The sequence below is a fragment of the Sinomonas sp. B1-1 genome (genome assembly GCF_050474465.1).
In the GTDB taxonomy this organism is placed as follows: domain Bacteria; phylum Actinomycetota; class Actinomycetes; order Actinomycetales; family Micrococcaceae; genus Sinomonas; species Sinomonas flava.
The window spans coordinates 239986-264847 of sequence record NZ_JBCHVF010000003.1 but is presented as its reverse complement, the minus strand read 5'-3'; the positions used below and the strand labels follow the sequence as shown (position 1 = coordinate 264847).

The following is a 24862-nucleotide window of genomic DNA, read 5'->3' as shown; positions in this document are numbered from 1 at the left end:
AGTGGCCAGGACTACTGGGCGACCTGGGTGATCTCGAAGGTCTTGGGCTGCTGGGCAGCGTGCGGGTGGTTCGGGCCCGCGTAGACCTTGAGCTTGGACAGCTGCTGGGCGGCCAGCTTGTTGTGCGGGAGCATGCCCTTCACGGCCTTCTCCACGGCGCGGACCGGGTTCTTCTCAAGGAGCTCCGCGTAGGTGACGGAGGTCAGGCCGCCCGGGAAGCCCGAGTGGCGGTAGGCGCGCTTCTGCTGGAGCTTGGCGCCGGTGAGGGCGACCTTGTCAGCGTTGATGATGATGACGAAATCGCCCATGTCCATGTGGGACGCAAAGGTCGGCTTGTGCTTCCCGCGCAGCAGCGTTGCGGTCTGGCTGGCAAGACGACCCAGAACGACGTCGGTGGCGTCGATGACGTGCCACTGACGGTCGGCGTCGCCGGGCTTCGGAGTGTACGTACGCACAGTTGTTGCCTTCGTTTCTTGGTCTGGTGGGATGCCGGTGAGATACATCCCGTTCTTCGGTGCGCTACCGGACCAGAGGTGAGGGCTCCCAGACCAGTCATCCCGTGATACTCGAATGCGCCTCGGGAGCTGGCGTCCTGCAACTGGACACTCCCGCGGCGCGCACCATCGAGTCGAGACACGCACAACGACTATCAAGGATAGCCCGGCGCGGCGCGGCGGGTCAAAGCGGGCGCCGGCCAGACGCGGCGCCTCCCCGAGTCTCGCCTTGAGGTCGTGGGCCCGTCGAGCGCACCGTCCGGTCGTAACCCACGACGCCGCTCGGCTGGCTCACGGTCCCACCTCGCGTTCGGGCCGGCCCCCGAACCGAGTACTCGTTCGGCGAGGCAAGTAGTCGCGGGGGTTACCAAAACAAACAAAAACAAGTACCGGCCCAGTGTGGCCAGCATTCCCCCTGTACGTGAAGACTGACGGTGTAGATCTCGACGGCGCTTATGTGGGGGTCGTCGCTTTGGATCCGCATTCCGCACTTCAAAGTTAGGAAATGACATGGACAGGATCATGGTCTCCCTGCTGACCTTCTGGAACGACATTACCCGCACAGACAAGGAGAAGGGTGCAACCGCCGTCGAGTACGGCCTCCTCGTTGCTCTCATCGCCGCAGTCATCGTCATTGTTGTTGCCGCACTCGGCCAGCAGATCCTGGGCGCGTTCAACAAGATCGTCAACGCGCTCTAGTCATCGGTGGCGCCGATCGGTTCACGAGTGGCTTCACTTCGGCGAATCGATCGGCATTACCATTCCACATTGGGGGGCAGCATTCAGTCCCCATAAGTCAAGGGAGACTGCCATGGACAGATTCATGGTTTCGATTCTTGCATTTTGGAACAAAATTACTGGCAATGATGATGAGCGGGGCGCAACCGCGGTCGAGTACGGCCTCCTCGTTGCCCTGATCGCCGCAGTGATCGTCGTTGTTGTTGCCGCACTCGGCCAGCAGATCCTGGGCGCGTTCAACACGATCGTCAACGCACTCTGACCGGAGAAATGGTCGGGTTCGCAGCCGGGGCTGCGAACCCGACCACACCAGAAGCAATGCCAAGGGGGACCTGATGGGACGTCGCGAATCCAGAGCGAATTCAGTGGACAACGCGCAGGCCCCCCGCCCACGTCGCGGCAACGCCTCCGCCAGAATCCACATAGCAATCCTCGATGACGTGATGGCGGAAATGTAGTCATGCCCAATACCAATCGTCGCTCAAGGACCAGTCGTCAACGGGGAGCAGTGGCCGTCGAATTCGCGCTTATCGCCCCCCTGCTGTTCAGCCTCATCCTCGGGATCGTCGAATTCGGACGCATCTACAACGCGCAAGTGCTCGTCACGAATGCGGCGCGCGAGGCTGCACGCACGATGGCTGTCAAGAACAACTGGACTCTCGCGACGACAAATGGGAACGCCGTTGCCCCCGGCTACACCCTGACCTACTCCTCGACACCTAACCCGCCTGCCTGCGCCGCCGGCACTGAAATGCAGGTCAAGGCTTCCACCACTTTCACTACGATTTCGGGTTCCTGGTTCGGCCTCAGCGGGAACGTTACTGTCAGTGGAACGGGGGCTATGCAATGCGGTGGATAACCCGTCTGCGCCCCTCGCTAGCAGAACACGAACGCGGGGCCGCCGCAGTGACCGTGGCGCTTCTGATGGTCGTCCTGGTTGGTTTCGCCGCATTGGCGGTGGACGCCGGACGCCTCGTCTCGAGCAAGTCGCAGCTCCAGAACGGAGCAGACGCGTCTGCTCTGGCGATCGCACAGTACTGCTCCAAGAACGCCTGGCCCTGCACGCCGCCGCCGGCCTTGGCCCCGGGCCTCACCAAGGACAACTCCCTCGACCAGTCGGCGGTGGTCCAGAGCATCACGTATCCGACCAAGGGCCAAGTCTCCGTCACGACGTCAACACCCGCCGGCGGATTGAAGCTCGTACTGGCAGGTGCCATCGGCCAACCGTCGGCGCAGGTGACAGCCACGGCGACAGCAGCCTGGGGTCCTCCGGGAGGCGGGAAGAGCTTTCCGCTTGCTCTGTCGATGCAGTGCTGGGACCTGACGCCCACGACCACCGCCGGCACCATCAAGTCCTTCGCCTACAAGCCGGGCCAGACCTGCACCGGGCCTTCGGGAACCGCGGCCCCGGGCGGCTGGGGCTGGCTCTCCCCCGACGGCACTTCCTGCACGACGACGACTACTACTGGCGACGTCGTGATCGGCTACACCAATCCAGGTAACACCATGCCGAACTCGGGCCCGACCGGTGCCTGCACGGCCGTCCTGCAGAGCTGGGTGGATACGCTGACCGCCGGCCAGGAATTGGACGTCGTGCTCCCGGTCTTCAGCGCGACGTCGGGAACCGGCAGCAACGTGCAGTACACCATTGCGGGCTACGCCACCCTGAGGGTCTACGGATGGCAGCTCGACGGCGGTTCAGGGAAGTCTCCCGGTGCGTTCAGGAATACGGCCTCCGCCCTGACAGCCCAAGGATTGAGCGCATCGCTTGCCTGCAGCGGCGGCAACGACCGCTGCATCATCGGCCAGTTCATCCGGTACACCATCGCGGACCCGAATTTCAGTGGAGGCGGCGGCGCCGACCTCGGCTCCAACATCATCGCTCTCATCAATTAACACACGCCACCACCCCAAGAAAAGAGGAATCTCGTGAGGACCCGCCTACTGGGAGGCGTGGCCGCTCTGATTGTCGCAATCATCGGCACCGTTCTGCTCATCACCTATGTCAATGGCTCCGAACAACGAGCCTACGCCGGCACCGAGACGCAAAACGTCTACGTGGTGCAGAAGGGAATTGCAGCTGGCACTCCAGCTGCAAGTCTCGGCGACAGCGTCGTTGTGAAGCCCGTCCCCAAGAACGTGGTGCCGCAGGACGCGGTCACCGACCTCAAAGCACTCAAGGGCAAGGTTGCCTCAGTGGCCCTCGAATCAGGGGAGCAGCTCATCACCACTCGCTTCACTGATCCGAGCGCACTCGTCACCCCTGGCCGTGTCAACGTGCCGGACGGGATGCAGGAGGTGACCATCAAGCTCCCCATCGAGCGCGTTGCAGGAGGGGCGATCGCAGCTGGCGACACGGTGGGCATCGTGATCACGGTCGACCCGGGCCAGGGCAACAACGGCGGATCACAGACCCAGCTGGCCTTCCACAAGGTCCTCGTCACGGCGATCCAGTACTCCACGGGCGTCAACACCGCCGAGGGTGGACAGCCGTCGCAGGGAGCCGCGGCGAACGGCAACTCCAACAACTCGGCGGCCGGTTCAGGCGGATACCTCGTGACGCTCGCCCGGACTTCCGTCGATGTCGAGAAGATCGTCTTCGCCACGCTCAACGGACAGGTCTATCTGACCAAGGAGCCCGCCTCAGCTGCGGAGAACAGCTCGGGCACCGTCGACAGGACGAAGGTATTCCGATGAGCCGCTTCGCCCTGATCACTGCTGACGCCGACTTCGAGCACCGCGTGCGGCTCGCCTCGGCCAGCTTGCCGGGATCGCTGCAGTCCTTCCAGGCCAACTTTCTTCCGGCGAGCGTCGACGACGTCTTCGGCCAGCTGGTGGGCGAGCCGCTCGAGGTCCTCATTCTGGGTCCGGATCTGCGGGCCGACGATGTTCTCGGATTCGCAGCAGCTGTCGATACCCGGTACCCGCACCTGAGCATCGTCTACGCTGCTGAGCCGAGCCCGGACCTTGCTCTCAAGGCAATGCGCTCTGGCATACGCGACATCGTGATTCCAGCCGTTGACTCGGAGTCACTCCATGCGCATCTGGAGCAAGCGGCGGAGGCGGCTGCATCGCGGATGGCGTCTGCCCCCATGGATGTCGCTGACGAGGTCAGCCATCAGGGACGAGGACGGGTCATCGCCGTCATGTCCCCGAAGGGTGGGGTGGGCAAGACCACCATCGCGACGAATATCGCCGTCGGCCTCGGGAAGATTGCGCCGACCTCAGTGGTGATCGTCGATCTGGACCTCCAGTTCGGAGATGTGGCCTCGGGACTCATGCTGAGCCCGGAACGTACGGTGCTGGACGCCGCCAATGGCCCCATGGACTCTCTGTCGCTCAAGACCTATTTGACGGCGCATCCAGCAAACATCTACGCGCTGTGCGCACCGAAGAATCCGGCAGATGCCGACCGAATCAGCCCCGCTCAGGTGTCGGAGCTCGTCAAGCATCTGGCCGCAGACTTCCAATACGTCGTCATCGACACATCACCCGGTCTTGGGGAACATGTTCTTGCAACGCTCGACCAAGCCAGCGATGTCGTGTGGGCGTGCGGGATGGACATCCCGAGTGTCCGGGGACTCCGTTCGGGTCTCGAAATCCTGGCGGAGCTGAACATGCTTCCGGAACACAGACACGTCGTGGTGAACATGGCGGATCGCCGCTCAGGAATCAGCCTCCAGGATGTGGAAGCGACGCTAGGCGTACCGGTAGATGTCGTACTTCCACGGTCACGCGCACTCCCGCTTTCAACGAACCGCGGTGTTCCTGCGCTGCAGGATGGCCTGCGCGACCCCGCCGTCAAGGGCCTTCGAAAGCTCGTTGAACGGTTCCTGCCACAGTGGGACAAACGAGAACACAAGCAGATGCACCGTAGGACGGTGTTCCAGTGAGCCTCTCGGAACGTATGAACGCTGCACGGGGAATCGAGTCGACAGCCCTGCCGAACTCTGAAGACACGCCCGTCCACCGCAGCGTCTTCCCGTCTGGCCGTGCCGACGACAGCCCGACGACGGCGCTGGACGTCGGTCACGTGCCCGCGAACCTCAACGGCCGATTCCAGGCCAAGGCTGCTGCCGATGCCGAGGCCCGCCTTGCCGTGCATGATGCCGCGTCACAACGGGACGTGCGCGCCAGCGAAGCGCTCCGCGCGCTCAAGTCCAACGTGTCTGAGGCGCTGTTCTCAAGGGTCGGCAATCGCATCTCCGACTCGTCACTGAGTGAAGCCGACCTTCACGACTACGTGGAGGGCGAACTCCGCGGTGTGGTGGCTGAGCAGCACGTGCCACTGACATCAACAGAGCGCGCACGCCTGATTGACGAAGTCATGGACGATGTGCTCGGCCTCGGCCCGATCCAGCGGTACATCGACGACCCAAGTGTGACTGAGGTGATGGTCAACCGCGCCGACCAGGTCTATATCGAACGGCACGGGCGGCTGTTCCCGACCGAGACGACCTTCACGTCCGAGGAGCAGCTGCGTCGCGTGATCGAACGGATCGTCTCGCGCGTGGGACGCCGCATCGACGAGTCATCTCCACTCGTGGATGCCCGCCTGTCGGACGGATCCCGCGTGAACGCGATTATCCCGCCGCTCGCTGTGAACGGGGCGGCATTGACCATTCGAAAATTCTCAAGGGAAGCTCTGACGGTGAACCGGCTCATCGAGCTGGGCACCCTCACGACCGACATGTCTGAACTGCTCCACGCGTGCGTGGAGGCACGGCTGAATGTGATCATCTCCGGAGGCACTGGCACAGGCAAGACCACGCTGCTGAATGTCATGTCCTCCTTCATCCCGAGGAACGAACGGATCGTCACTATCGAGGACGCGGTGGAACTCCAGCTTCAGCAGGACCACGTGATCCGGCTTGAGAGCCGTCCTCCGAACATCGAGGGCACCGGAGCCATCACGATTCGGGATCTAGTGCGCAACTCTCTCCGTATGAGGCCCGATCGGATCGTCGTCGGGGAGGTCCGCGGCGGCGAGACCCTGGACATGCTCCAGGCGATGAACACCGGACACGACGGGTCCCTCTCGACTGTGCACGCCAACTCGCCCCGCGACGCCATCTCCCGTCTCGAGACGCTCGTCCTCATGGCCGGCATGGACCTGCCACTCCGTGCGATCCGGGAACAGGTGGCGTCTGCGGTGGACCTCATCGTCCATCTGACACGGCTCAGGGACGGCACCCGGCGCGTGACCCACGTGACCGAGATCCAAGGGATGGAGGGGGAGGTTGTCACGCTTCAGGACGCGTTTCTCTTCGACTACGGCGCCGGTGTGGACGCCAATGGACGGTTCCTAGGCCGGCCTGTGGCTACGGGCGTGCGGCCGCGCTTCGTCGAGCACTTCCGCGATCTCGGGATCAACATCAGCCCCGCCATCTTCGGCGCGCAGTTTGCAAGGAATTGATCCGATATGGACAGTCCCATCATCTTCGGGCTCGGACTCCTCGCGGTTTACGTAGGCCTCGGCATTCTGGTCGTCCGATGGATTCGTTCAGAGCGTGTAGTCGATGTCGGACGGCGAAGGCCCCAGGCTTCACAAGGAGATTCTGCCCTCACCAAGATCACCAACACCGCCGTCGGTGCGATCAACGCTCGGCTCAAGGGCCGCGAGCTGAAATACATCTCGGCAGACCGTCTGGAACAGGCTGGACTCCGCCTCAGCTCCGGTGACTTCCTCATCGTCACAGGTTCCGCCGCCGTCGTCGGCGGCGTGCTTGGGTTCCTGCTTGCTGGGCTGGGCTTGGCGATTCTGCTCGCGCTCCTGGGAGCAGCAGCACCACAGGTCTGGCTCAGTCTGAAGATCTCACGACGGCAGGGCGCCTTCGCTGAGCAACTGCCCGACACGCTTCAGACCATTGCGGGAAGTATCCGCGCCGGCCACAGCCTCCTTCGCGCACTCGACGGGGCAGCCGAGGACAGTGAAGCGCCTATGAATGAGGAGCTTCGACGCGTCATCAACGAGACGCGGATCGGACGAGACCTCATGGAGTCTCTTGAAGGGGTTGCAGCCCGCGTCAAGAGCGCAGACTTCCTGTGGACGGCACAGGCAATCGAGACCCAAAGGGAAGTTGGTGGCAATCTCGCGGAGGTGCTCGAGAACGTCGTGGAGACTATCCGCGAACGCGCGCAGCTCGCCCGTCAGGTGAGTTCGTTGGCGGCGGAGGGCAAGCTTTCGGCAATCATCCTGGTGGGGTTGCCCATCGCGTTCCTCCTCTTGCTCACGTTCATCAACCCGACCTATCAGCAAGTGTTCTTCACGACGGTCCCCGGCTGGCTCATGCTCGCCGCAGCCGCTGTGCTCCTGACCGTCGGTTCGCTGTGGCTGAGACAGCTCATCAAGCCGAAGTACTGAGGTGAATAGACATGGCACCCCTTGCCCTCGTGGCCATCGCCGCGATCGTGTTTCCCGCCGCATTCCTCACGTGGACAGTCGTCGCCACAGACAGGACCACCCGGAAGGCGGTTGAAGTCAATCTCGGTCTCATCAAGGCCGGTCCTCGCCATTCCACCTCGGCACTCTCCGATCAGTTAGGGGCACTGTCCCGACGGATCACCCCCAGGGGCTACACCGAATTTCTTGATCGGCAGCTGGCTGAGGCCGGCCGACCCCGGGAGTGGCCACTTGACCGCGTCATCGCAGTCAAGCCGCTTCTCGCACTCATCGCCTTCCTGCTCGGACTGTGGACCTTCCTCAGCAATCCGGCACCACTCATAGCGCTGTTTGGGATCGGCCTCACCGCCCTGAGCTACTTCCTGCCGGATCTTCTCCTGTACAACACGGGGATCAAACGGCGCGAAGCGATGCAGCGGGCTATGCCCAACATGCTTGACCAGATGCTGATTTCAGTCGAGGCCGGCATCGGCTTCGAGGGTGCGATGGCTCGCGCAGCGGAGAACAACACGGGTCCGCTGGCGGACGAGTTCGTGCGTACCCTCCAAGACCTGCAGATCGGACGGCCCCGCCGGGAGGCCTTCCAGGCTCTTGCGGAACGCGCCCCCTTCCCCGATTTGCGTAGCTTCATCCGCGCCGTCATCCAAGCCGATCAGTATGGGATCGCCATCGCCAACGTCCTACGCACGCAAGCCAAGGAAATGCGGACCAAGCGCAGACAGCGCGCAGAGGAACATGCCATGAAGATCCCGGTGAAGATCCTCTTCCCTCTGATGTTCACCATCCTGCCCGCGCTGTTCATCGTGGTGATGGGGCCGGCCTTCATGAACATCATCAAACTGTTCAGCACCTGACGTCTCACCGCCCCACAGACTGGAGCCTCCTCCCGGCACCCAGAACCGGGAGGGGGCTCCTACCACCTCGCGTCCCGCGCCGCCCCAGCAGACCCGAACCAGGAACCACCATGAACGGCAGATCTCCGACGGCCGCGTCCGCGCTCGACCCCACGCAATGGGCCTGGTACCGGGAATTCGGTGGCCTCCCCGCCGTGCCATTCAGCACTCGCCGCCGGAACCGACGAATCGCCCGCAAGGCGTGGTTCCGCGGTGGCGCGGTACTCGCGCTGGCGGGTGCCGCCGTCGTCGTTTCGGTCCTCCTGACGGTCCTCGGCATCATCGATCCACTTGTAGAGCTGGCTTTTGGCTGGCTTGTTCTCGCCGTCCTCCCCGCCTGCCTCGCGAGCTTGGGAGTAACGGCCGTCCGCGCGCGACGCCGGAACATGACGGCGGCTTCCCGATGCGCGCGTGCTGAGCGGATCCTGGGCGATGCGACGCCGGAGACGGCGGGTATGGCTCAGCTGCTGGAGTCGCTCCTGTCGATCCCGGGCACCGAGATCTTCCACTCGCTCCGCCTCAGCGGCGCCGCTCCCGCGAGCGCGGACCACGCCGTCGTGCGCGGGAACATCGTCTTCCTCCTCGAAGCGCAGCGTCGTCCGGGCCGGCCGAGCTCCCTGCACTCCGCGGCCGACGAATTCCACGCGCTCCTTGGCCCCGACATCGAAGTCATACCCCTAGTGCTCGTCCACCCCCAGAGCGCCGCGCCCTGCGCCGCGATCTCGGCCGACGGCGCGCACCTCGCCTCAGTCGGGCAGGCGCTGGAACGCATCGGGGACACCCTCGCGTACTCGTTCGGCGACTGGCGTTCCCGGCCCGAGGTGCGCGCGCTGCTCGTGTCGACGCTGGCCTAGCGTTTTGCACACCTGTTAGCCCTATGATGCGAGAGTGGACCCGCACATCTCTGGCCCCCGACGCCCCGCCACTGGCGCCACCAACGTGCGCGACCACATCATCAAGACCGCCTACGAGCTCTTCTCCCGCCAGGGCGTCCGAGGGGTCGGCGTAGACGACCTCATCGCCGCCTCGGGGGTCGCCATCTCGACCTTCTACCGGCACTTCCGCTCCAAGGACGACCTCGTCCTCGCCTACCTCCGGCACCGCTTCACCGAGCGCCAGGCGGCCATCAGCTCGGCCCTCAATCACCGCGACGACCTCGAGAACCTGGTGCTGACCGTCTTCGACGTGTTCGACGGATGGTTCCGACAGCGCTCCCCCGAGGTCGTCGGGCTGCTGCAGGTCCTCATCGAGATGGGCCCCGAGCATCCCCTCGGGCAGGCGAGCGCCGCCTACCTGTCGCAGACGAGGATGGGCCTTCAGGAAGCAGCGGCCGCCGCAGGGCTCCGCGACCCCGAAGGGTTCGCCTGGTCCTGCCACGCCATCATCCAGGGGTCGATCGTCGCAGACCGCGAAGGGGACCCGGATGCCGCCGAGCACGGGCGCCGACTCGCCGAGCTGCTGATGCGCCAGCACTGTGCCGCTGAACCAGATCCACAGGGGCAGGATCTGGCCTCCTGAGCCCTACACGGCTTCCGCGACACACTGCGAAGGGAGCCCTTCCGACCGGGCAAGGGATGTTACAAAGGACGCCATAACATATTCAGCTTCGTGTCATGTAGACAGAACGCTCGTTCTACCTCCATGCTTGACCTTGTGACACACCACATGGCGGCTGGGGCCGTGAAGGTGCCGACGATAGCTCGGGCATACTCCCATGAATTCATGGGAAGCGTGCCCGAGCGTCGGCCCGGCTCGTCCGGGCCGACTCCGGCGTCACACTGCTCCGCGATCGAACGGACTGGCGTCCAGGACCTCGTCCTCCGCCTCCCGTCGTCCGCGGCGTCCTCAGCGCGGCTTCCAGCACCACTCGCCGCCGTTCCCAGGCGTCCGATTGCCCCGGGCCCCACGGAGCGCAGCGAGCTGATGGACCAGCTGCGCATCCTCTGCGGATTGCAGCACTCCACCCCCTCGACCAGACAGGAAGGCAGCCATGGGTATCCGATTCGGCCAAAGGCTCTCAGCTGAACGGCGCCGGCTGGCCCTGAGCGTTGACCAGCTCAGCCGCGGCCTCTGCACCCCCAAGCAGCTTTCCCTGCTGGAGGCCGGGCAGCAGGAGCCCACCGACCGTCTCGTCCAGAGCCTCGCCGGCGAGTTGGCACCCGTCCAGCAGCTCCTGCCTTCGCTGCTTGCCGAGGCGGCCTGGGACGTCCGCGACTACGCCGACTGCGTCCTGTACGCCCAGTCCGCCGCCCGCCTCGCCCTTGACTCCGGCGACCAGCGGCTCTGGCTCGAGATGACCGTGCTCCAGTCCGAGTCCCTCGCAGCCGAGGGACGCTTCAGCGAGGCGAGGGACGTCCTGCAGCTCCTGGTCCTGGATTCGGACGCCGGCCGGGAAAGCGCCGCGGTCCAGATCCTCCTCGCCCAGGCGTTCAGGGCACTCGGCGAACTGACGACGGCGATCGAGCACGCCACCGAAGCCGTCACCGTCGCCTCGAACGCCTCCGCCGACGCGGCAGACCGCGCCAGGGCGCTGCGGGAACTGATCGCGGCCCTGACCGAGGCGGGACGGCTCGACGAGGCGCGAGCACGCTGCGCCGAGCTTGAGCCCCTCATCACCGAGCTGCCTCCCCAGGCCGCGGGCGAAGCGCACTGGAGCATCGGGAACACCGCATTCCTCACCGGCGACAACCAGCACGGGAGGAGCCGGCACCGCCAGGCCTCCGAGCTCCTGCTCCCGCTCGAGGACATGCTGCTCTGGGCGCAGTTCAACCTCGACGCCGCCTCCGCGCGTCTCTCCGCCGGGGTCGCCGACGCCGACACTCAGGGCATGATCGAGCATGCCGAGATCGCGCTCGCCATCGCGGGCGGCACCGACCGCGACCGCGCCCTGGCCGACCTGAACCGCGCCCACTGGCTCTACGTCGAGGGCAAGATCTACGACGCCGCCCTGAGGCTCGACCACGGACGCCGCCGCCGCGCAGACCTCGGACTGCGGGCCGCGGGGGACGCGTCGATGCTGCATGCGACCATCGCCCAGCGCCTCGACTCCCCCGGCGAGGCGCTGGAGCTGTACCGCGAGGCCCACACGAGCTTCGCCGCCGCAGGCGCCTGCGCCAAGGCACGGGACGCCCTCGCCGCGATCGTCCAGCTTGAGTCCCTGGCCGAAGTCGCGGAGGGCGCCGGACGCTAGGACCGGTGCCGCACCGGCAGCCGTTCCCACTGTCGGACCCCGGGGGCACAATGCGTCCATGCACAGCGCGACCATGCCGAGCCGCCGCGTTCCGCGGCCCGTCCCCTCCCCGGCCCCCTCGGGGAACATCACCCGCGCCCTGAAGGCGCGCCCGGTCTGGGTGGACGTGCCCACCGACGACGGCGGGGAAACGCGCACCGCGGGCTTCGCCCTCGCCTGGACCCGCGACGCCGTGGAGGTGCAGGTGCTCTGGCGGAAGGACTACTACGTCGCTGCCACGGAGTTCTGGGTCGGGGCCTCGAGGGTCCAGCGGCGCGTGATCGAGCCACAGTGGCTGGGCCGTCCGGTGGCCTGAGCGTTCCTCAGCGACCGGCCGGGACCGGCCCGAGTCCCTCGCGCGCCAGATCGTGGATCATCTGGTGGTAGCCCGACAGGGCCAGCGGGGGCATCTGGTGGAGGTCCTCGATGGTCGCATGCGGGCGGTCCACACGGACCAGGGAGAGGATTGCCAGGTCCTCCTGGTCGTCGTCCAAGGCCCGGTAGGGGCCGACAGGACGCTCGGCAACCAGAGCCCGCGCGTACCGGCCGAGGCGCTCAGCGCCCATCGGAGTGCCCGTCAGCGTCCAGACTCGCACTAGATCATCAACGCCCACCATTGCCCTGCCCCCATCCTTCTGCTGATCCAGTGGTCCCACTGTGACAGCCGGGAGGGTGCGCTGTGATGAGGACTTTGTACTCGAATCCGAAAGAATTCTCCCCGGCCACCACCTGTGGCCGGGGAGCCTGTACTCAGGAACCGTCCTGCGCCCGAACGCATCCGGACATCGCCGGGAGCGGCTATGAGGAGATCCTGTCGAGCAGCTTCGGCTGGGCCAGATCGGTCCGGATGACCTGCCGCAGGACGTCAGTACTCGTAGCGGTCCCCGTCCTCTTCCTCACCTCACGCCGGACGAGATCCAGCACCGGCTCCGAGAGGATGACCTCGAGCAGCAGCTCGGGAGCCGTGGCCGCGCTGTGCCGCCAGACCTCCTCGATCTGCCGGCGCTTGAGGGAATCGTGGTGCAGGTAGAACAGCCGGGAGGCCTTGCTCTCGTCCGGCTCGGGTCCGAGCAGGTCCACTTCGAAGACAAGATCCACCACGACGGGAAGCCCGCCGGTGAGGTGGTAGACCTGCCAGATCTGCCCGTTGGTCAGGACCATCCATTCGATGCCCTCGTTCACGGCGTACATCTGCACCTGCCGGAGGTGGCGCTCGTTGAGCTTCTGGCTGATGCGCTTGACCTCGATGAACGCCACGAGCTGCCGGTCGATGCGTACGCCGTAGTCCGCGAAGTCCTGGCGGACCATGTACTCCGTCGTCAGGTCGGCGTACTTGTCGTACCCCAAGCCTTCGCAGAGCAGGTCGGTGATCAGGAGGCGGGTGTCGCCTTCATTCGCGTCGCGCTCCAACAGCGCCCGCAGCGGCTCCGCGAACTTCCGTACCGCTGCGAGGGTCTGCTCGCGCGCCGCTTCCTCCCAGCGGGGCACCTTCAGGCGGGGCCTCGCAACGGGCGCCTTCCCGCCCGGTTCGCCTTCACCGGGCTCGGCTCCGTCCTCTCCGAGAATGGCGGCCGAGCCGATCGCTCCCTCGTCGGCCGACGGCTCCGGTTCGGGCAGCGCTCCCACGCCGTCTGCCGCATCCGGCGTCCCGGAGGGGGACGCTCCGGCAGGGACGGCCAGCTCGGGCGGGAGCTGCGAGTACGGGTCCACCACACCCATCGAGGCCTGCGTCATGATCCAACGGATTGTCTCTGCCCATGGCTGCACGGCAGCGTGCTGCGCCTCGGGCGCATCGAACGACCGTGTCACAGCCAGTACTTCCAGTACTTCGACGGCTGGCACCTCGTGCCCGGCCTGCGCGGCTGCCTCTGCCCATCGAACCAGCGCCGCGTACCGCGCTGAAGCCTTCGCCTCCATCGTTCCCCCCAATTCCAGAGGCTCTCTCGCCCCTTCCACCGACCATAGCGGAGGCCTCCGACATACAGGGAGGCGGTCAGCCCGCGATCTCGTCCCGCAGTGCCCGCGTCTGCTCGGCCCGGGCCGCCATCTCCTCGGCCGTCTCGGGGTACCCGACCTCCTCGAGCACAAGCGGGTGCGCCGGCGCGAGCCGCGTCTTCGCGTCCCGCACCCGCGCGAGCATCCGCTCGTGCAGCCACTCCGTCCGCTCGAGCCCTTCCCCTACCCGCAGCGCCGATCCGACGAGGGCCCTGACCATGTTGTGGCAGAAGGCGTCAGCGCGCACGTGGGCGAGCACCACGCCGTCGTGCGTCCGCTCGAAGGAGAACTCCTGCAGCTCTCGCACCGTCGTGGACCCCTCGCGCGGCTTGCAGAACGCGAGGAAGTCCTGCAGCCCCAGCAGCTGCGCCGCGGCCCCGTTCATGCGCCCCACGTCCAGCGGCACCCTGTGCCACAGCGTGATCCCGCGCAGCACCGGGTCCCAGTGCTCCGGCCGGTCCGCGATCCGGTACGAGTACCGCCTCCACAGCGCCGAGAACCGCGCGTCGAAGCCCGGCGGAGGCACGACGGCGGAGCGTACCTCGAGCGCGCCGGTCTCCTCCCCGAGCACCCGGCTCAGCGCCCCGCGGAGCCTGCGCACGAGGACATGACCCGGCGCGTCCGGCGACCTCCGCGCCAGTCCCTCCCACTCCCCGGGCGCGAGGTCCAGGTGCACCACCTGCCCCCGCGCGTGCACCCCCGCGTCGGTCCGGCCCGCCACGACGACCCGCACCGGCCGGCGCAGGATCAGGGCGAGCGCCTCCTCGAGCGCGCCCTGGGCCGTGAGGAGCCCGGGCTGCACGGCCCACCCGCTGAACGGCCCGCCGTCGTACGCGAGATCGAGGCGCACGCGGACGGCGTCGGGCTCAGGAATCATGCCCCCAAGTCTAAGGATTCCCGCAGGAACACCGCGCCGGAAGCGCAGGTTCCGCCCGCTTCCCAAGGGTTCCCCGAGCTTCACCCCAGATCAGCTGCCAGGGCCGTCCCGAGTCCGTAACTTCGATGGTGGAGCTGGTGATCGGAACCAGCCGACAACCACACCACACCCCCACAGGAGCACAGAATGCTTTCCATCATCGCCACCCTGCACACCGCTGGCCTCAAGCTCAAGGAGCGCGTCCTCTCGGGCGAGAAGGGTGCCACCGCTGTCGAGTACGGCATCATGGTCGCCCTCATCGCGGTCGTGATCATCGCCGCCGTCGCCACCCTCGGCGGCAGCCTCAACGACGCCTTCACCACCATCAACGGCAAGATGCCGGCGAAGCCCGCCGCCTGACCAACGGCGGAACCGTCCCGGGCCCGGGTCGCACACCGGCCCGGGACGGCGCATGTCTGGCCCACTGACCCCGAAAACAGCCGCCGGAAGGAGAGAGATGTCCAGCCAGGACCGCGAGCGCGGAGCCGCCGCCGTCGAGTTCGCGCTCGTGCTGCCGGTGCTCATCCTGCTCCTCCTCGGCATCGTCGACTACGGCCGGCTGTTCAACGCCCAGCAGACCCTCACCTACGCGGCCCGCTCCGGGGCCCGCGTCATGGTCCTGCAGAACAGCACCTCCGCGGCGATCACCGCGGCCCAGAACACGGCGTCGGACCTCGGCTCCATCCCGTCCTCGGCGTTCGCCGTCTCCCCCTCCACCTGCACCGCCGGCACCCAGGTGACCTTCACCGTGAACTACACCTTCACTGGCACCGGGTTCTTCGGCAGCTTCCCCCTCCAGGGCAAGGGGGTCATGCTGTGCGGCGGCTGACCCTTGCGCGCCCGCCCCGGACGCACGACGCCGCGGCGCACCGCGAGCGCGGGGCCGTCGCCGTCGTCACGGCGATCCTCATGGTCGTGCTGCTCGGCTTCGCGGCCCTCGCGGTGGACGGCGGCATGCTCTACGCCAAGCGCGGCGAGCTGCAGAACGGTGCGGACGCGGCCGCGATCGCCGTCGCGCAGAAGTGCGCGGCCTCGCTCACGGACCCGCTCTGCTCGAGCACGTCCTCGCTGGCGTCCTCCCTGGCGCAGTCGAATACGGCCCTCGGCCAGGGCGGCATCGCCTCGCTCACGGTCAACGGGACCGCGCGCACCGCGACCGCTACGACCCAGCCGCTCGAGCCCGGCTCCCAGCCGGGGTCGGTGGCGCTGTACTTCGCCCGGGTCCTGGGCATCAACAGCGCCGTCATCGGCGCGACCGCGCAGGCGGCGTGGGGCAGCCCCAGCACCGGCCTTGCCGCCTTCCCGCTGGCCTTCTCCGTGTGCCAGCTGCAAGGGAAGGCGATCGACGGCGGCCTGCAGCTCATCCAGTCCTTCGGGTCCGGCGTGAACCCCAGCTGCACCTACGGCACCCCCGGCCAGCCCGCCCAGACCGTCCCCGGAGGCTTCGGCTGGCTCCAGCAGAACCCGAACCAGTGCGGTGCCTCGATCAACGTCGCCGCCTCGATAGGCGGCAGCCAGCCCGGCGCCAGCGGGCCTGACTACTGCGACTCCCTCCTGAAGGGGTGGATCGCAGCCCTCCAGGCCGGCCAGCGCGTCGTCGTGCTCCTGCCCGTGTTCACCGCGGTCTCCGGAACCGGCAAGGGCGCGGTGTACACGCTCGCCGGATTCGCGGCCTTCAGCGTCAAGGGCTGGAACTTCGGCGGAAACGTGCCGAACTACTACAACAACACGGCCCCCGGCGGTGACGCCTCGCTCACGTGCAGCAACAACTGCAAGGGGATCATCGGCCGCTTCGTCACCTATGTCGCCCTCGACAACAAGTACGAGGTCGGCCCATCCACCACCTTCGGCGCCACCATCGTGCGCCTCAGCCAGTAGACCCGGGAGCCCCGCATGAAGTCACGACTCCTCGCCGGCGCCGCCGCGCTCGTCGCGGCCATCATCGGCGTCGTCCTCGTCATCTCCTACGCCAACGGCGCGGACAGCCGAGCCATGGCGGGCCTGCAGCCCACGCAGGTGCTCGTCGTCGCGAAGCCCGTCGCTCAGGGGACGTCCGTGGACAAGCTCGCCGCATCGCTCGAGCTGCGCACCCTCCCCGCGGATGCCGTCGCGCCCACCGCGCTGACCTCGCTCGAGGGCACCTCCGGCAAGGTCACGACGACGGAACTCGCCCCCGGCGAGCAGCTCCTCGCGGGCCGGCTCGCGAGCCCGGCGTCGCTCGTGCGGCCCGGCACGGTCCCGGTCCCCGCCGGATTCCAGGAGGTCTCCTTCCAGCTCGACCCGGCGCGCGCCGTCGGCGGCCACCTCCAGGCCGGGGACACGGTCGGGATGTTCCTCTCCTTCGACAAGGGCGCCGTCCCAGCCGGCCAAGGCCCCGAGTCGACCGACCTCACGCTGCACAAGGTCCTGCTCACCGCGGTCGACGGCGCGCAGTCCTCCGAGAGCTCGGACTCCGGCAAGGCTGCCACCGGCACGCTGACGCTGACCGTCGCGGTGACCGACGTCCAGGCCACGAAGATCGTCTTCGCCAACGAGTTCGGCAAGGTCTGGCTCAGCAAGGAGCCCAAGGGCGCCGCCGACTCCAACTCCGGCCCCGTCGACCGCGGAAAGGTCTACCAGTGAGCCTCTTCGTCCTCCTCTCCCCCGACACCGACTTCGCCCTGCGCATGGGCACGGCGGTGGAGGGCCACCTGCCGGGCAGCATCAGCACGTTCGCGACCGACGAGCTCCCGGGGCAGCCCGAGGACCTCTTCGCCGCGCTGGGAGGCTCCCTGCCCGACGTGGTGGTCCTCGGCCCGGGCGTCCCGCTCGAGGGCGCCCTGCGCTTCGCGACGGTCATGGACATCAGCTTCCCGAGCGTGACGATCCTCCTGGCCGCCGAGGCCGACGCCGAGCTCACCCTCCAGGCCATGCGGGCCGGCGTGCGCGATGTCGTCTCCCCCGGCATCGACCCCGAGCAGCTGCGCGTCGTGCTCCAGCGCGGCGCCCAGGCCTCCGAGAGCCGCGGACGCTCGACAGCCGCAGCGGAGCCGGCGAGCACCGCGCCACGCGGGCGCATCATCGGCGTCTTCTCGCCCAAGGGCGGCGTCGGCAAGACAACGCTCGCGACCAACATCGCCGTCGGGCTGGGCAAGAGCGCGCCGCTGCGGGTCGTCGTCGTCGACCTCGACCTGCAGTTCGGCGACGTCGCCTCGGGCCTGGACCTCGAGCCCGAGCACACCCTCACCGACGCCGTCACCCCGGCCGCGGCGCGGGACTCCCTCGTGCTCAAGGCGTTCCTGACCCTCCACGCCGGCGGCTTCTACGCCCTGTGCGCCCCGCGCACCCCCGCCGAGGCCGACTCGGTGACCCCCGAGCAGGTGGCCCACCTCATCGGCCAGCTCGCCGAGCAGTTCGACTACGTGGTCCTCGACACCGCCCCCGGCCTCGGCGAGTGCACGCTCGCCGGCCTCGAGGCCTGCACCGACGCCGTGTGGGTGACCGGCATGGACGTCCCTGGGGTGCGCGGCCTGCGCTCGAGCCTTGAGGTTCTGGCACACCTGGGCCTCATGCCCGAGTCGCGGCACCTCGTGCTCAACATGGCCGACCCGAACGTCGGGCTCTCCGTCAAGGACATCGAGGTGACCCTCGGCCTGCCCGTCGACGTGAGCGTGCCCCGCTCCCGCGCCGTCGCCTACTCGACGAACCGCGGGATCCCGGTCCTGCAGGCCCCGCGCCGTGGCGACAAGGCCACGGCCGCGCTCGGCCACGTGGTCGAGCGCCTCTCCCCCTCCGACAAGTCCCGCGCCGCTCGGCGCTCACACCGACGGGTTGTCCTCTCGTGAAGCTCTCCGAACGCCTTGCCTCCGCCGGCGCCCCCGGCACGGCCCGCCCGCGCGGCGGCGCGCCCGCAGGTGCCGTCGCCCCGGCGGCGGCGCCAGCGCCGGCGTCGTCCGTGGCCGTCCTCGAGCCGCCTGCCGCCCCCGCGCACGACGCCGCGATGCCGGCCGACGCTCTCGCCGGCATCAAGCAGCGCGCCGCGAGCGCCCTGTTCGAACGGATGGGGGCCCGGTTCTCCGACACGGGGGCGACCGAGAAGGAGCTCCGGGCCGCCGCCCGCGAGGAGCTCGTCCACGTCATCGACGAGGAGCACGTCCCGCTCAGCACGCCCGAGCGGGCCCGGCTCCTGCGCGACGTCGAGGACGACGTGCTCGGGTACGGCCCGCTCCAGCGCCTGCTCGACGACGACACCGTCACCGAGATCATGGTCAACCGCCACGACCAGATCTACATCGAGCAGAAGGGCCGCCTGACCCTCTCCTCCCTGCGGTTCTCCTCGGAGGCGCAGCTGCGGACCGTGATCGAGCGGATCGTCTCCCGCGTGGGCCGCCGCATCGACGAGTCCTCGCCCCTGGTCGACGCACGCCTCGAGGACGGCTCCCGCGTCAACGCCGTGATCCCGCCGCTCGCCGTCGGCGGCTCGTCTCTGACCATCCGCAAGTTCGGCAAGGTCCCGCTCACCGTCAAGGACCTCATCGGCTTCGGCACGTTCACCCCGGACATGGCCGAGCTCCTGCGCGCGTGCGTCGAGGCGAAGCTGAACATCATCGTCTCCGGCGGCACCGGCACCGGCAAGACGACCCTCCTGAACGTCCTCTCGTCCTTCATCCCCGCCGGGGACCGGATCGTCACGATCGAGGACGCCGTCGAGCTCCAGATCCAGCAGGACCATGTGGTGCGCCTCGAGAGCCGCCCGTCGAACACGGAGGGCAAGGGCGAGGTCACCATCCGCGACCTCGTGAAGAACTCCCTCCGCATGCGGCCCGACCGCATCGTGGTCGGCGAGGTCCGCGGTGGGGAGTCGCTCGACATGCTCCAGGCCATGAACACCGGCCATGACGGCTCCCTCTCGACCGTGCACTCGAACTCGCCGCGCGATGCGATCGCGCGTCTCGAGACGCTCGTGCTCATGGCCGGCATGGACCTGCCGCTGCGAGCCATCCGCGAGCAGATCGCCTCGGCCGTGGACCTCATCGTCCAGATCTCGCGCCTGCGGGACGGCTCCCGCCGCATCACGCACATCACCGAGGTGCAGGGCATGGAGGGCGACGTCGTGACGCTGCAGGACGCCTTCGTGTTCGACTTCGCCGCCGGCGTGGACGCCAACGGCAGGTTCCTCGGCAAGCCGATCCCGACCGGGGTCCGCCCCCGCTTCCTAGAGCGCTTCGAGGACCTCGGCATCCACGTCCGCCCGAGCGTCTTCGGCGGCATGCCGGTGGGGCAGGGGGCGTCATGGTGATGGCCGGCGCCGCCCTCGTGCTCGTGGCAGGGCTCGTCCTCGCGGTCCTCGCCGCACGTCCTGGCGAGGCGAGCCTTCCGCTCTCCCGCAGGCGCCCCGAGGCTGCCAAGACCTCCCTGCTCTCGCGCACCGCCACCGGGGCCACGGCCACGCTCCAGGGCTGGTTCAGCCGCAGCGGCGTCCGGCTGGTCTCCCCCGAGAAGCTCGAGCTTGCCGGGCTGCGGATCGGCCAGGCCGAGCTCGCCGTCGTCGTCGGTTCTGCCGCGCTCGCAGCCGTGGCCGTGGGCGCCGTCGTGGGCAGCCTACCCCTCGGGCTCCTGCTCGCGGTGATCGCACTCGCCGCGCCCCGCCTCCTCGTCAGCCAGCGCATCGCCACGCGGCGCAAGGCGTTCGGCAACCAGCTCGACTCCCTGATCGACCTGCTCTCGGGCAGCCTGCGCGCGGGCCACAGCATCCTGCGCGCGATCGACGCCGCAGCGGCGGAGAGCCCCGAGCCATCCGGGAACGAGATGCGCCGCGTGGTCCGCGACGCCTCCCTCGGCCGTGACCTCCTCGAGTGCCTCCAGGAGACCTCCGAGCGGATGGACAACGAGGACTTCGTATGGGTGGCCCAGGCGATCCAGATCAACCGGCAGGTCGGCGGGAACCTCGCGGAGGTGCTCGACCAGGTCAACGAGACCATCCGCGAGCGCGCCGAGATCAAGGGCCACGTCGCCGCCCTCGCGGCCGAGGGGAAGTTCTCCGCCTACATCCTCATGGCGCTGCCCGTGGGCATCATCGCCATGCTCATGGTCGTCAACCCCGCCTACATGGCTCCCCTGTTCACGACTCCGCTGGGCTGGGGCATGATCGCAGCGTCGGCCGTGCTCATGACCATCGGCGGCCTGTGGCTGCGCAAGCTCATCTCGATCCGGTTCTAGGACACTCCCATGATCATCGTGACCGCTGCCCTCCTCGTGGCAGTTCCCGCAGCCGCCGTCAGCTGGTGGGCGCTCTCGGCAGACCGGGGCGGCGCCCGCGCAGTGCGGGCGAACCTGACCCGCGGGATCGCCGCCTCCCCCGCGGGCCAGGCAGGTGCCGCGGGCAGCGCCCAGCTGCTCGAGGGGATCGCCCGCCTCCTCACGCCGGCCTCCTACATCCGCCGGCTCGACCGGATGCTGGCCCTCGCGGGCCGGCCCGCGTCCCTTCCGCTCGGCCGCGTGCTCGCGGCGAAGCCCGCACTCGCCCTTGCCGGCGCTGCCGCCGGCGGCCTCATGATGAGCGTCGGCCCCGCGCCGATCCTGCGCCTCCTCGCGCTCTTCCTCGTCGTGCTCGGCTACTTCGTCCCGGACCTCCTGCTCTACAGCCGCGGGACCGAGCGCCAGAAGGTCATCCAGCGCGAGCTGCCCAACATCATGGACCAGCTCCTCATCTCGGTCGAGGCGGGCCTCGGCTTCGAGGCCGCGCTCGCCCGGGCCGGCGGCACCGGCAAGGGGCCCGTGGCCGAGGAATTCGTGCGGACCCTGCAGGACATGCAGGTCGGCCGGAACCGTCGCGACGCATACCTGGGCCTGGCCGAGCGGACTACGGTGCCTGAGGTGCGCAGCTTCGTCCAGGCCGTCATCCAGGCCGACGAGTACGGCATCGCGATCGGACGCGTGCTGCGCGTCCAGGCCAAGTCGCTGCGGCTGCGGCGCCGTCAGCGTGCCGAGCAGCAGGCGATGAAGCTGCCCGTGAAGGTCCTCTTCCCCCTGCTGTTCTTCATCTTCCCGGTGCTGTTCATCGCCATTCTCGGGCCTGCCGTTATCAATACAATTGCCATATTCTCAAGGTAGGTCTCGGATGCACTTCAAGGAGTCACTCATGACCGCGTCCGAGGGCGACCATCAGCACCCCCCACCCGGCAGTCCGCTTCTGGATCCCCGGGTCCTCAGGGAGCTCGCCGAGGACGTGGGGGCGCCCGCCGCCGCGTCCTTCGCCCGGGAGTTCGCCGGGATGTGGCCCCGCCGCCGCACAGCCCTCGCCCGTGCCCTCGCCCACGACGACGCCGACGGGGCCATGGAGGCCGTCCTGAGCATGCGGGTCTCCTCCGCCATGGTGGGAGCCCGCCGACTCGAGGAGCTCGCTGCACAGCTCGAGACCAGCCTGCGCACCCGGGGGCTGGCCGGGGCTGCGCCCTTCGTGGACGACGTCGAGCACTGCGGCGAGCAGACAGCGCACGCGCTGTCGACGCAGAGCGACTCGGGCCACCTCCCCTGGTGACGCCTCACTTCGCGCTATGACGCCTCACTGCTGCTGGCGGGATCGCGCCAGGCGGTAGCCGACGCCGCGGACCGTCACCAGCCAGCGCGGAGCGCGCGGATCGTCGCGGAGCTTCCGCCGGAGATTTCCGATGTGGACCTCGACGGCGCGCTCGTCCGCCTCGCTGACGTAGGCATCCACCCTGAACCTGTCCCCGCGGGCGATCCGGACCAGGTCAGCGCGTGTCAGCACCCTGCCCCCGGCCTTGAGCAGCGCCCGCAGGAGCTCGAACTCGCTGCGCGTGAGGTCCAGGGGCTCCCCCTCGAGGGAGGCGGTGCGCGTGGTCGGATCAAGATCGAGCCCGTTGTGCGCCAGCAGCTGCGGCGGCCGGGTGGCCGCTTCGGGCGACGCCGGCGGGGCACTCCCGGCTGCCTGCGCGGCCGGCCGGGCAGCTGGCTGGGGGACGGCCGGCGTGGCGGTAGCGGCCGGTGGGGTGGCCGCGGCCGGAGCGGCGGGCTGGGTCGTCCGAGCTGGCTGACCCACGCGGGGCCGGCGCAGCATCGCGGCGAGCCTCGCGCGGAGCTCCCGCGGCCTGAAGGGCTTGGTCATGTAGTCGTCCGCGCCGGACTGGAGGGCCAGGAGCGTGTCCGTCTCCTCCGCGCGGGCGGTGAGCATGACGACGTAGGCGTCGGTCGTAGCCCGGATGCGCCGGAGCACCTCGAACCCGTCGATGTCGGGCAGGTTGACGTCGAGCGTCACGACCACTGGACCGCGGTCGCGGGCAAGCGCCGCCCCTTCGCGCCCCGACGAGGCGGCCACGACGTCGAACCCCGCCTGCGCGAGGATTTCCTGCAGCAGCTGCCGCACATCGTCGTCGTCCTCGACGACGAGGGCCGTCCCCAGTTCTTCCACGATGGCCCCTCTCGACATGCATTGACAATATGCCTATTTTTGTCTTTTGAGATGACTTATTCCATATTTCCCATGACGCAGTTCTCAAAACAGCGTGACAATCTGCGACAAGGGTAGGAGACGCCGTGACCGTCAGTGACCAGCTGCTGGTGCGGCGTGCCGTGCGCCTCCTGCAGGAGCTGGGCCCGCGTTCGCGGGTCGTGCTGTCCCAGCTGCCCCTGGTCCTCGCCCTCGCGGTGGTCTTCACGGCTGGGCCGGCCTCGTCCGAGATGCGCCTGCGGCCCGGCTTCCTCCTCGGGCTCCTCCTCCAGCTCGCCCTCGCCGTGCTGTGCTTCGCCGTGCCGTGGTGGCGCCTCGGGGAGAACGCGCCGCTGGCGATTCCCCTCGTGGACTTCGTCTCCCTCTGGTTCCTTCGCAATGGGGGCGGCGCAGAGGTCACCGGGCTCGGGTCCCTTGCGGCGTTCCCCGTCATCTGGATCGCCGCCTCGACGCTCGCGTCCGGCTGGGTCCTCGTCCTGTGCGCGGTCGGCCCGCTGGCCATCGTCCTGCCCACGCTCCTCAACGCACTCCCCTCCCCCTCGCCCAGCGAGTGGACGGTCTTCGCCTCCCTGCCCCTCATCATGCTCGCCACGGCCGTCGCGATCCGGATCGCCGGAGCGGGCCTGCGGGTGCAGGAGCGCCAGCTCAGGGCGGCGCAGGGGCACCTGCACCGGCTCCTCGAGCGGGCCGAGGAGTCCGAGCGGCTCCTGACCGGAATCCTCGACACGGCCGAGATCGGCATCGTCGCCGTCTCGCCCGACGGTGCCGCCGCCCGCTGCAACCGGCGCTTCCGGCAGATGCTCGACGACGCGGGCGTGCCCTCCGAGGGCGTGTCCGCATCGCTGGACCGGCTCCCGCTGCGTGAGCGCGACGGCCGCACTCCGGTTCCCCCGGACCGTCAGCCCATCGCGCGGGCTGCCGGCGGGGAGCACATCGACGGGGAGGTCATGTGGCTCGGGGCGGCGGGGAGCGCCCGCGCGCTCTCCGTCCGAGCGCGCCCCCTCGACGGCGACGGCGGCGGCGCCGTCCTCGCGTTCGGCGACGTGACGCAGCTGCTCGAGGACGTCGAGGCGAAGACCGATCTCGTGCGGACCGTCGCCCACGAGTTCCGGACCCCGCTGACGGCCGTGCTGGGGCACCTCGACCTCGCCCTCGAGGCGCCGGACCTTCCCGCTGGCCTCGGCCGTCGGATCGGCCTCGCCCAGGCGGGCGCCGAGCGGCTCGTGCGGATCGCCTCGGACCTGCTCACGTCCTCCGCCGAGCTCCTCCCCCTCGTGCCCTCCCGGGTCGACGTCGGCCAGGTGGTCATGGAGCGCGCCGAGTCGGCACTGCCGGCAGCCGCCAGGGCGCACATAGCGATCGACCTCGATGTCGACCAGCCCCTCCCCGCCCGCGCGGACCCCTTCCGGGTGGGCCAGGCCGTGGACAACCTGCTCTCCAACGCCATCAAGTACTCCCCCTCGGGCGGCACCGTCACGCTCAGCGCCCGCGCCGAGGACGGGTGGATCACCATCGGCGTTGTGGACACGGGCATGGGCATCCGCCCCGAGGACCGTCCGATGGTCTTCGAGCGCTTCTTCCGCAGCGACGACGCCCGCCGGGCCCACATCCCCGGCGTCGGGCTGGGCCTCGCGATCACCAAGACCATCGCCGAGCGCCACGGCGGGGAGCTCGCGTGCGTCAGCACCCCCGGAGCCGGAAGCACGTTCACGTTCAGGATCCCGGCCGCCGCGGGCTAACCCACG

Annotated in this window: 28 protein-coding genes; 23 read left to right on the top strand and 5 right to left on the bottom strand. The window is 68.5% G+C overall.

All coding sequences use genetic code 11. The annotated features are described in order from the left end of the window. Window positions 1-11: 11 nt before the first annotated feature. A complete protein-coding gene (gene rplM / locus ACQ5BE_RS08235; protein WP_235779120.1) occupies window positions 12-455 on the bottom strand; it encodes a 50S ribosomal protein L13 in 444 nt (147 codons plus the stop codon). Between the two features lie 549 nt (window positions 456-1004). Between rplM and ACQ5BE_RS08230 the strand changes: the two genes are divergently transcribed. The 13 genes from ACQ5BE_RS08230 (at window position 1005) to ACQ5BE_RS08170 (ending at window position 12073) form a co-directional block, all read left to right on the top strand. Continuing rightward, entirely contained in the window at window positions 1005-1193 is a 189-nt protein-coding gene (locus ACQ5BE_RS08230; protein ID WP_430296537.1) for a Flp family type IVb pilin, read from the top strand. 112 nt (window positions 1194-1305) lie between these two features. Then, complete coding sequence (locus ACQ5BE_RS08225) at window positions 1306-1494, top strand: Flp family type IVb pilin (RefSeq protein WP_430296535.1); 189 nt, start codon at window positions 1306-1308, stop codon at window positions 1492-1494. Between the two features lie 246 nt (window positions 1495-1740). After that, window positions 1741-2091, top strand: a complete 351-nt coding sequence (locus ACQ5BE_RS08220; protein ID WP_430296534.1) for a TadE family protein — start codon at window positions 1741-1743, stop codon at window positions 2089-2091. Then, the gene (locus ACQ5BE_RS08215) at window positions 2079-3128 is read left to right on the top strand and encodes a TadE/TadG family type IV pilus assembly protein (protein ID WP_430296533.1); all 1050 of its coding nucleotides are present in this window, start codon (window positions 2079-2081) and stop codon (window positions 3126-3128) included. Before ACQ5BE_RS08220 ends, ACQ5BE_RS08215 begins: the two co-directional genes overlap by 13 nt. Before the next feature lie 57 nt (window positions 3129-3185). Beyond that, on the top strand, window positions 3186-3929 hold the full coding sequence (cpaB, locus tag ACQ5BE_RS08210; RefSeq protein WP_430296532.1) for a Flp pilus assembly protein CpaB: 744 nt from the start codon (window positions 3186-3188) through the stop codon (window positions 3927-3929). Further along, on the top strand, window positions 3926-5125 hold the full coding sequence (locus ACQ5BE_RS08205) for an AAA family ATPase (RefSeq protein ID WP_430296530.1): 1200 nt from the start codon (window positions 3926-3928) through the stop codon (window positions 5123-5125). The genes cpaB (ACQ5BE_RS08210) and ACQ5BE_RS08205 overlap by 4 nt, the downstream gene beginning before the upstream one ends. Further along, window positions 5122-6648, top strand: a complete 1527-nt coding sequence (locus ACQ5BE_RS08200; RefSeq protein WP_430296528.1) for a CpaF family protein — start codon at window positions 5122-5124, stop codon at window positions 6646-6648. The genes ACQ5BE_RS08205 and ACQ5BE_RS08200 overlap by 4 nt, the downstream gene beginning before the upstream one ends. A gap of 6 nt (window positions 6649-6654) precedes the next feature. Further along, window positions 6655-7596 carry a type II secretion system F family protein gene (locus ACQ5BE_RS08195; protein ID WP_430296527.1) on the top strand — a complete coding sequence of 314 codons (942 nt, stop codon included), beginning with the start codon at window positions 6655-6657 and terminating at the stop codon, window positions 7594-7596. An 11-nt stretch (window positions 7597-7607) separates the two neighbouring features. Then, window positions 7608-8489 (top strand): type II secretion system F family protein, encoded by an 882-nt coding sequence (locus tag ACQ5BE_RS08190; protein WP_430296526.1) that lies wholly within the window; start codon window positions 7608-7610, stop codon window positions 8487-8489. Between the two features lie 494 nt (window positions 8490-8983). Next, the gene (locus ACQ5BE_RS08185) at window positions 8984-9382 is read left to right on the top strand and encodes a hypothetical protein (RefSeq protein ID WP_430296525.1); all 399 of its coding nucleotides are present in this window, start codon (window positions 8984-8986) and stop codon (window positions 9380-9382) included. A gap of 34 nt (window positions 9383-9416) precedes the next feature. Then, complete coding sequence (locus tag ACQ5BE_RS08180) at window positions 9417-10046, top strand: TetR/AcrR family transcriptional regulator (RefSeq protein ID WP_430296524.1); 630 nt, start codon at window positions 9417-9419, stop codon at window positions 10044-10046. A 472-nt stretch (window positions 10047-10518) separates the two neighbouring features. Then, the gene (locus tag ACQ5BE_RS08175; protein WP_430296522.1) at window positions 10519-11718 is read left to right on the top strand and encodes a hypothetical protein; all 1200 of its coding nucleotides are present in this window, start codon (window positions 10519-10521) and stop codon (window positions 11716-11718) included. Window positions 11719-11776: 58 nt separating this feature from the next. Then, window positions 11777-12073 carry a hypothetical protein gene (locus ACQ5BE_RS08170; RefSeq protein ID WP_430296521.1) on the top strand — a complete coding sequence of 99 codons (297 nt, stop codon included), beginning with the start codon at window positions 11777-11779 and terminating at the stop codon, window positions 12071-12073. A gap of 7 nt (window positions 12074-12080) precedes the next feature. Here ACQ5BE_RS08170 and ACQ5BE_RS08165 read toward each other — a convergent pair whose 3' ends face one another. From ACQ5BE_RS08165 to ACQ5BE_RS08155, 3 genes are all read right to left on the bottom strand, one after another. Then, window positions 12081-12323, bottom strand: coding sequence for a hypothetical protein (locus tag ACQ5BE_RS08165; protein WP_430296519.1), 243 nt, complete (start codon window positions 12321-12323; stop codon window positions 12081-12083). Between the two features lie 232 nt (window positions 12324-12555). Continuing rightward, a complete protein-coding gene (locus ACQ5BE_RS08160; protein WP_430296518.1) occupies window positions 12556-13491 on the bottom strand; it encodes a hypothetical protein in 936 nt (311 codons plus the stop codon). A 259-nt stretch (window positions 13492-13750) separates the two neighbouring features. Then, the gene (locus ACQ5BE_RS08155; RefSeq protein WP_430296516.1) at window positions 13751-14629 is read right to left on the bottom strand and encodes a tRNA pseudouridine synthase A; all 879 of its coding nucleotides are present in this window, start codon (window positions 14627-14629) and stop codon (window positions 13751-13753) included. 186 nt (window positions 14630-14815) lie between these two features. Here ACQ5BE_RS08155 and ACQ5BE_RS08150 point away from each other — a divergent pair, with 186 nt between their 5' ends. The 9 genes from ACQ5BE_RS08150 (at window position 14816) to ACQ5BE_RS08110 (ending at window position 22187) form a co-directional block, all read left to right on the top strand. Further along, on the top strand, window positions 14816-15028 hold the full coding sequence (locus ACQ5BE_RS08150) for a Flp family type IVb pilin (RefSeq protein ID WP_430296515.1): 213 nt from the start codon (window positions 14816-14818) through the stop codon (window positions 15026-15028). Between the two features lie 97 nt (window positions 15029-15125). Then, a complete protein-coding gene (locus tag ACQ5BE_RS08145; protein WP_430296513.1) occupies window positions 15126-15497 on the top strand; it encodes a TadE/TadG family type IV pilus assembly protein in 372 nt (123 codons plus the stop codon). After that, a complete protein-coding gene (locus ACQ5BE_RS08140; RefSeq protein WP_430296512.1) occupies window positions 15485-16546 on the top strand; it encodes a pilus assembly protein TadG-related protein in 1062 nt (353 codons plus the stop codon). Before ACQ5BE_RS08145 ends, ACQ5BE_RS08140 begins: the two co-directional genes overlap by 13 nt. Window positions 16547-16561: 15 nt before the next feature. Further along, window positions 16562-17290 (top strand): Flp pilus assembly protein CpaB, encoded by a 729-nt coding sequence (cpaB, locus tag ACQ5BE_RS08135; protein ID WP_430296510.1) that lies wholly within the window; start codon window positions 16562-16564, stop codon window positions 17288-17290. Further along, entirely contained in the window at window positions 17287-18492 is a 1206-nt protein-coding gene (locus tag ACQ5BE_RS08130; protein WP_430296509.1) for an AAA family ATPase, read from the top strand. The genes cpaB (ACQ5BE_RS08135) and ACQ5BE_RS08130 overlap by 4 nt, the downstream gene beginning before the upstream one ends. Next, window positions 18489-19946, top strand: coding sequence for a CpaF family protein (locus tag ACQ5BE_RS08125; protein WP_430296508.1), 1458 nt, complete (start codon window positions 18489-18491; stop codon window positions 19944-19946). The genes ACQ5BE_RS08130 and ACQ5BE_RS08125 overlap by 4 nt, the downstream gene beginning before the upstream one ends. Then, entirely contained in the window at window positions 19940-20866 is a 927-nt protein-coding gene (locus ACQ5BE_RS08120) for a type II secretion system F family protein (protein ID WP_430296506.1), read from the top strand. Before ACQ5BE_RS08125 ends, ACQ5BE_RS08120 begins: the two co-directional genes overlap by 7 nt. 9 nt (window positions 20867-20875) lie before the next feature. Continuing rightward, the gene (locus ACQ5BE_RS08115; protein ID WP_430296505.1) at window positions 20876-21760 is read left to right on the top strand and encodes a type II secretion system F family protein; all 885 of its coding nucleotides are present in this window, start codon (window positions 20876-20878) and stop codon (window positions 21758-21760) included. 28 nt (window positions 21761-21788) lie between these two features. Beyond that, window positions 21789-22187, top strand: coding sequence for an Hpt domain-containing protein (locus ACQ5BE_RS08110; RefSeq protein WP_430296503.1), 399 nt, complete (start codon window positions 21789-21791; stop codon window positions 22185-22187). Window positions 22188-22211: 24 nt separating this feature from the next. Here ACQ5BE_RS08110 and ACQ5BE_RS08105 read toward each other — a convergent pair whose 3' ends face one another. Next, window positions 22212-23096, bottom strand: coding sequence for a response regulator transcription factor (locus tag ACQ5BE_RS08105; RefSeq protein WP_430296502.1), 885 nt, complete (start codon window positions 23094-23096; stop codon window positions 22212-22214). A gap of 107 nt (window positions 23097-23203) precedes the next feature. On the opposite strand from ACQ5BE_RS08105, the gene ACQ5BE_RS08100 reads away from it, so the two are divergent. Further along, the gene (locus ACQ5BE_RS08100; RefSeq protein WP_430296500.1) at window positions 23204-24856 is read left to right on the top strand and encodes a sensor histidine kinase; all 1653 of its coding nucleotides are present in this window, start codon (window positions 23204-23206) and stop codon (window positions 24854-24856) included. Window positions 24857-24862: the final 6 nt, after the last annotated feature.

Excerpts from the sequence above, each read along its gene's own strand:
- ACQ5BE_RS08175 (WP_430296522.1), top strand. The coding sequence starts at position 10,519 with ATGGGTATCCGATTCGGCCAAAGGCTCTCAGCTGAACGGCGCCGGCTG.
- ACQ5BE_RS08160 (WP_430296518.1), bottom strand. The coding sequence starts at position 13,491 with ATGACGCAGGCCTCGATGGGTGTGGTGGACCCGTACTCGCAGCTCCCG.
- ACQ5BE_RS08225 (WP_430296535.1), top strand. The coding sequence starts at position 1,306 with ATGGACAGATTCATGGTTTCGATTCTTGCATTTTGGAACAAAATTACT.
- ACQ5BE_RS08155 (WP_430296516.1), bottom strand. The coding sequence starts at position 14,629 with ATGATTCCTGAGCCCGACGCCGTCCGCGTGCGCCTCGATCTCGCGTAC.
- ACQ5BE_RS08215 (WP_430296533.1), top strand. The coding sequence starts at position 2,079 with ATGCGGTGGATAACCCGTCTGCGCCCCTCGCTAGCAGAACACGAACGC.
- ACQ5BE_RS08195 (WP_430296527.1), top strand. The coding sequence starts at position 6,655 with ATGGACAGTCCCATCATCTTCGGGCTCGGACTCCTCGCGGTTTACGTA.
- ACQ5BE_RS08110 (WP_430296503.1), top strand. The coding sequence starts at position 21,789 with ATGACCGCGTCCGAGGGCGACCATCAGCACCCCCCACCCGGCAGTCCG.
- ACQ5BE_RS08145 (WP_430296513.1), top strand. The coding sequence starts at position 15,126 with ATGTCCAGCCAGGACCGCGAGCGCGGAGCCGCCGCCGTCGAGTTCGCG.
- ACQ5BE_RS08170 (WP_430296521.1), top strand. The coding sequence starts at position 11,777 with ATGCACAGCGCGACCATGCCGAGCCGCCGCGTTCCGCGGCCCGTCCCC.
- ACQ5BE_RS08205 (WP_430296530.1), top strand. The coding sequence starts at position 3,926 with ATGAGCCGCTTCGCCCTGATCACTGCTGACGCCGACTTCGAGCACCGC.
- ACQ5BE_RS08165 (WP_430296519.1), bottom strand. The coding sequence starts at position 12,323 with ATGGGCGCTGAGCGCCTCGGCCGGTACGCGCGGGCTCTGGTTGCCGAG.
- ACQ5BE_RS08105 (WP_430296502.1), bottom strand. The coding sequence starts at position 23,096 with ATGTCGAGAGGGGCCATCGTGGAAGAACTGGGGACGGCCCTCGTCGTC.
- ACQ5BE_RS08190 (WP_430296526.1), top strand. The coding sequence starts at position 7,608 with ATGGCACCCCTTGCCCTCGTGGCCATCGCCGCGATCGTGTTTCCCGCC.
- ACQ5BE_RS08185 (WP_430296525.1), top strand. The coding sequence starts at position 8,984 with ATGGCTCAGCTGCTGGAGTCGCTCCTGTCGATCCCGGGCACCGAGATC.
- ACQ5BE_RS08120 (WP_430296506.1), top strand. The coding sequence starts at position 19,940 with ATGGTGATGGCCGGCGCCGCCCTCGTGCTCGTGGCAGGGCTCGTCCTC.
- ACQ5BE_RS08115 (WP_430296505.1), top strand. The coding sequence starts at position 20,876 with ATGATCATCGTGACCGCTGCCCTCCTCGTGGCAGTTCCCGCAGCCGCC.
- ACQ5BE_RS08150 (WP_430296515.1), top strand. The coding sequence starts at position 14,816 with ATGCTTTCCATCATCGCCACCCTGCACACCGCTGGCCTCAAGCTCAAG.
- ACQ5BE_RS08230 (WP_430296537.1), top strand. The coding sequence starts at position 1,005 with ATGGACAGGATCATGGTCTCCCTGCTGACCTTCTGGAACGACATTACC.
- cpaB (WP_430296510.1), top strand. The coding sequence starts at position 16,562 with ATGAAGTCACGACTCCTCGCCGGCGCCGCCGCGCTCGTCGCGGCCATC.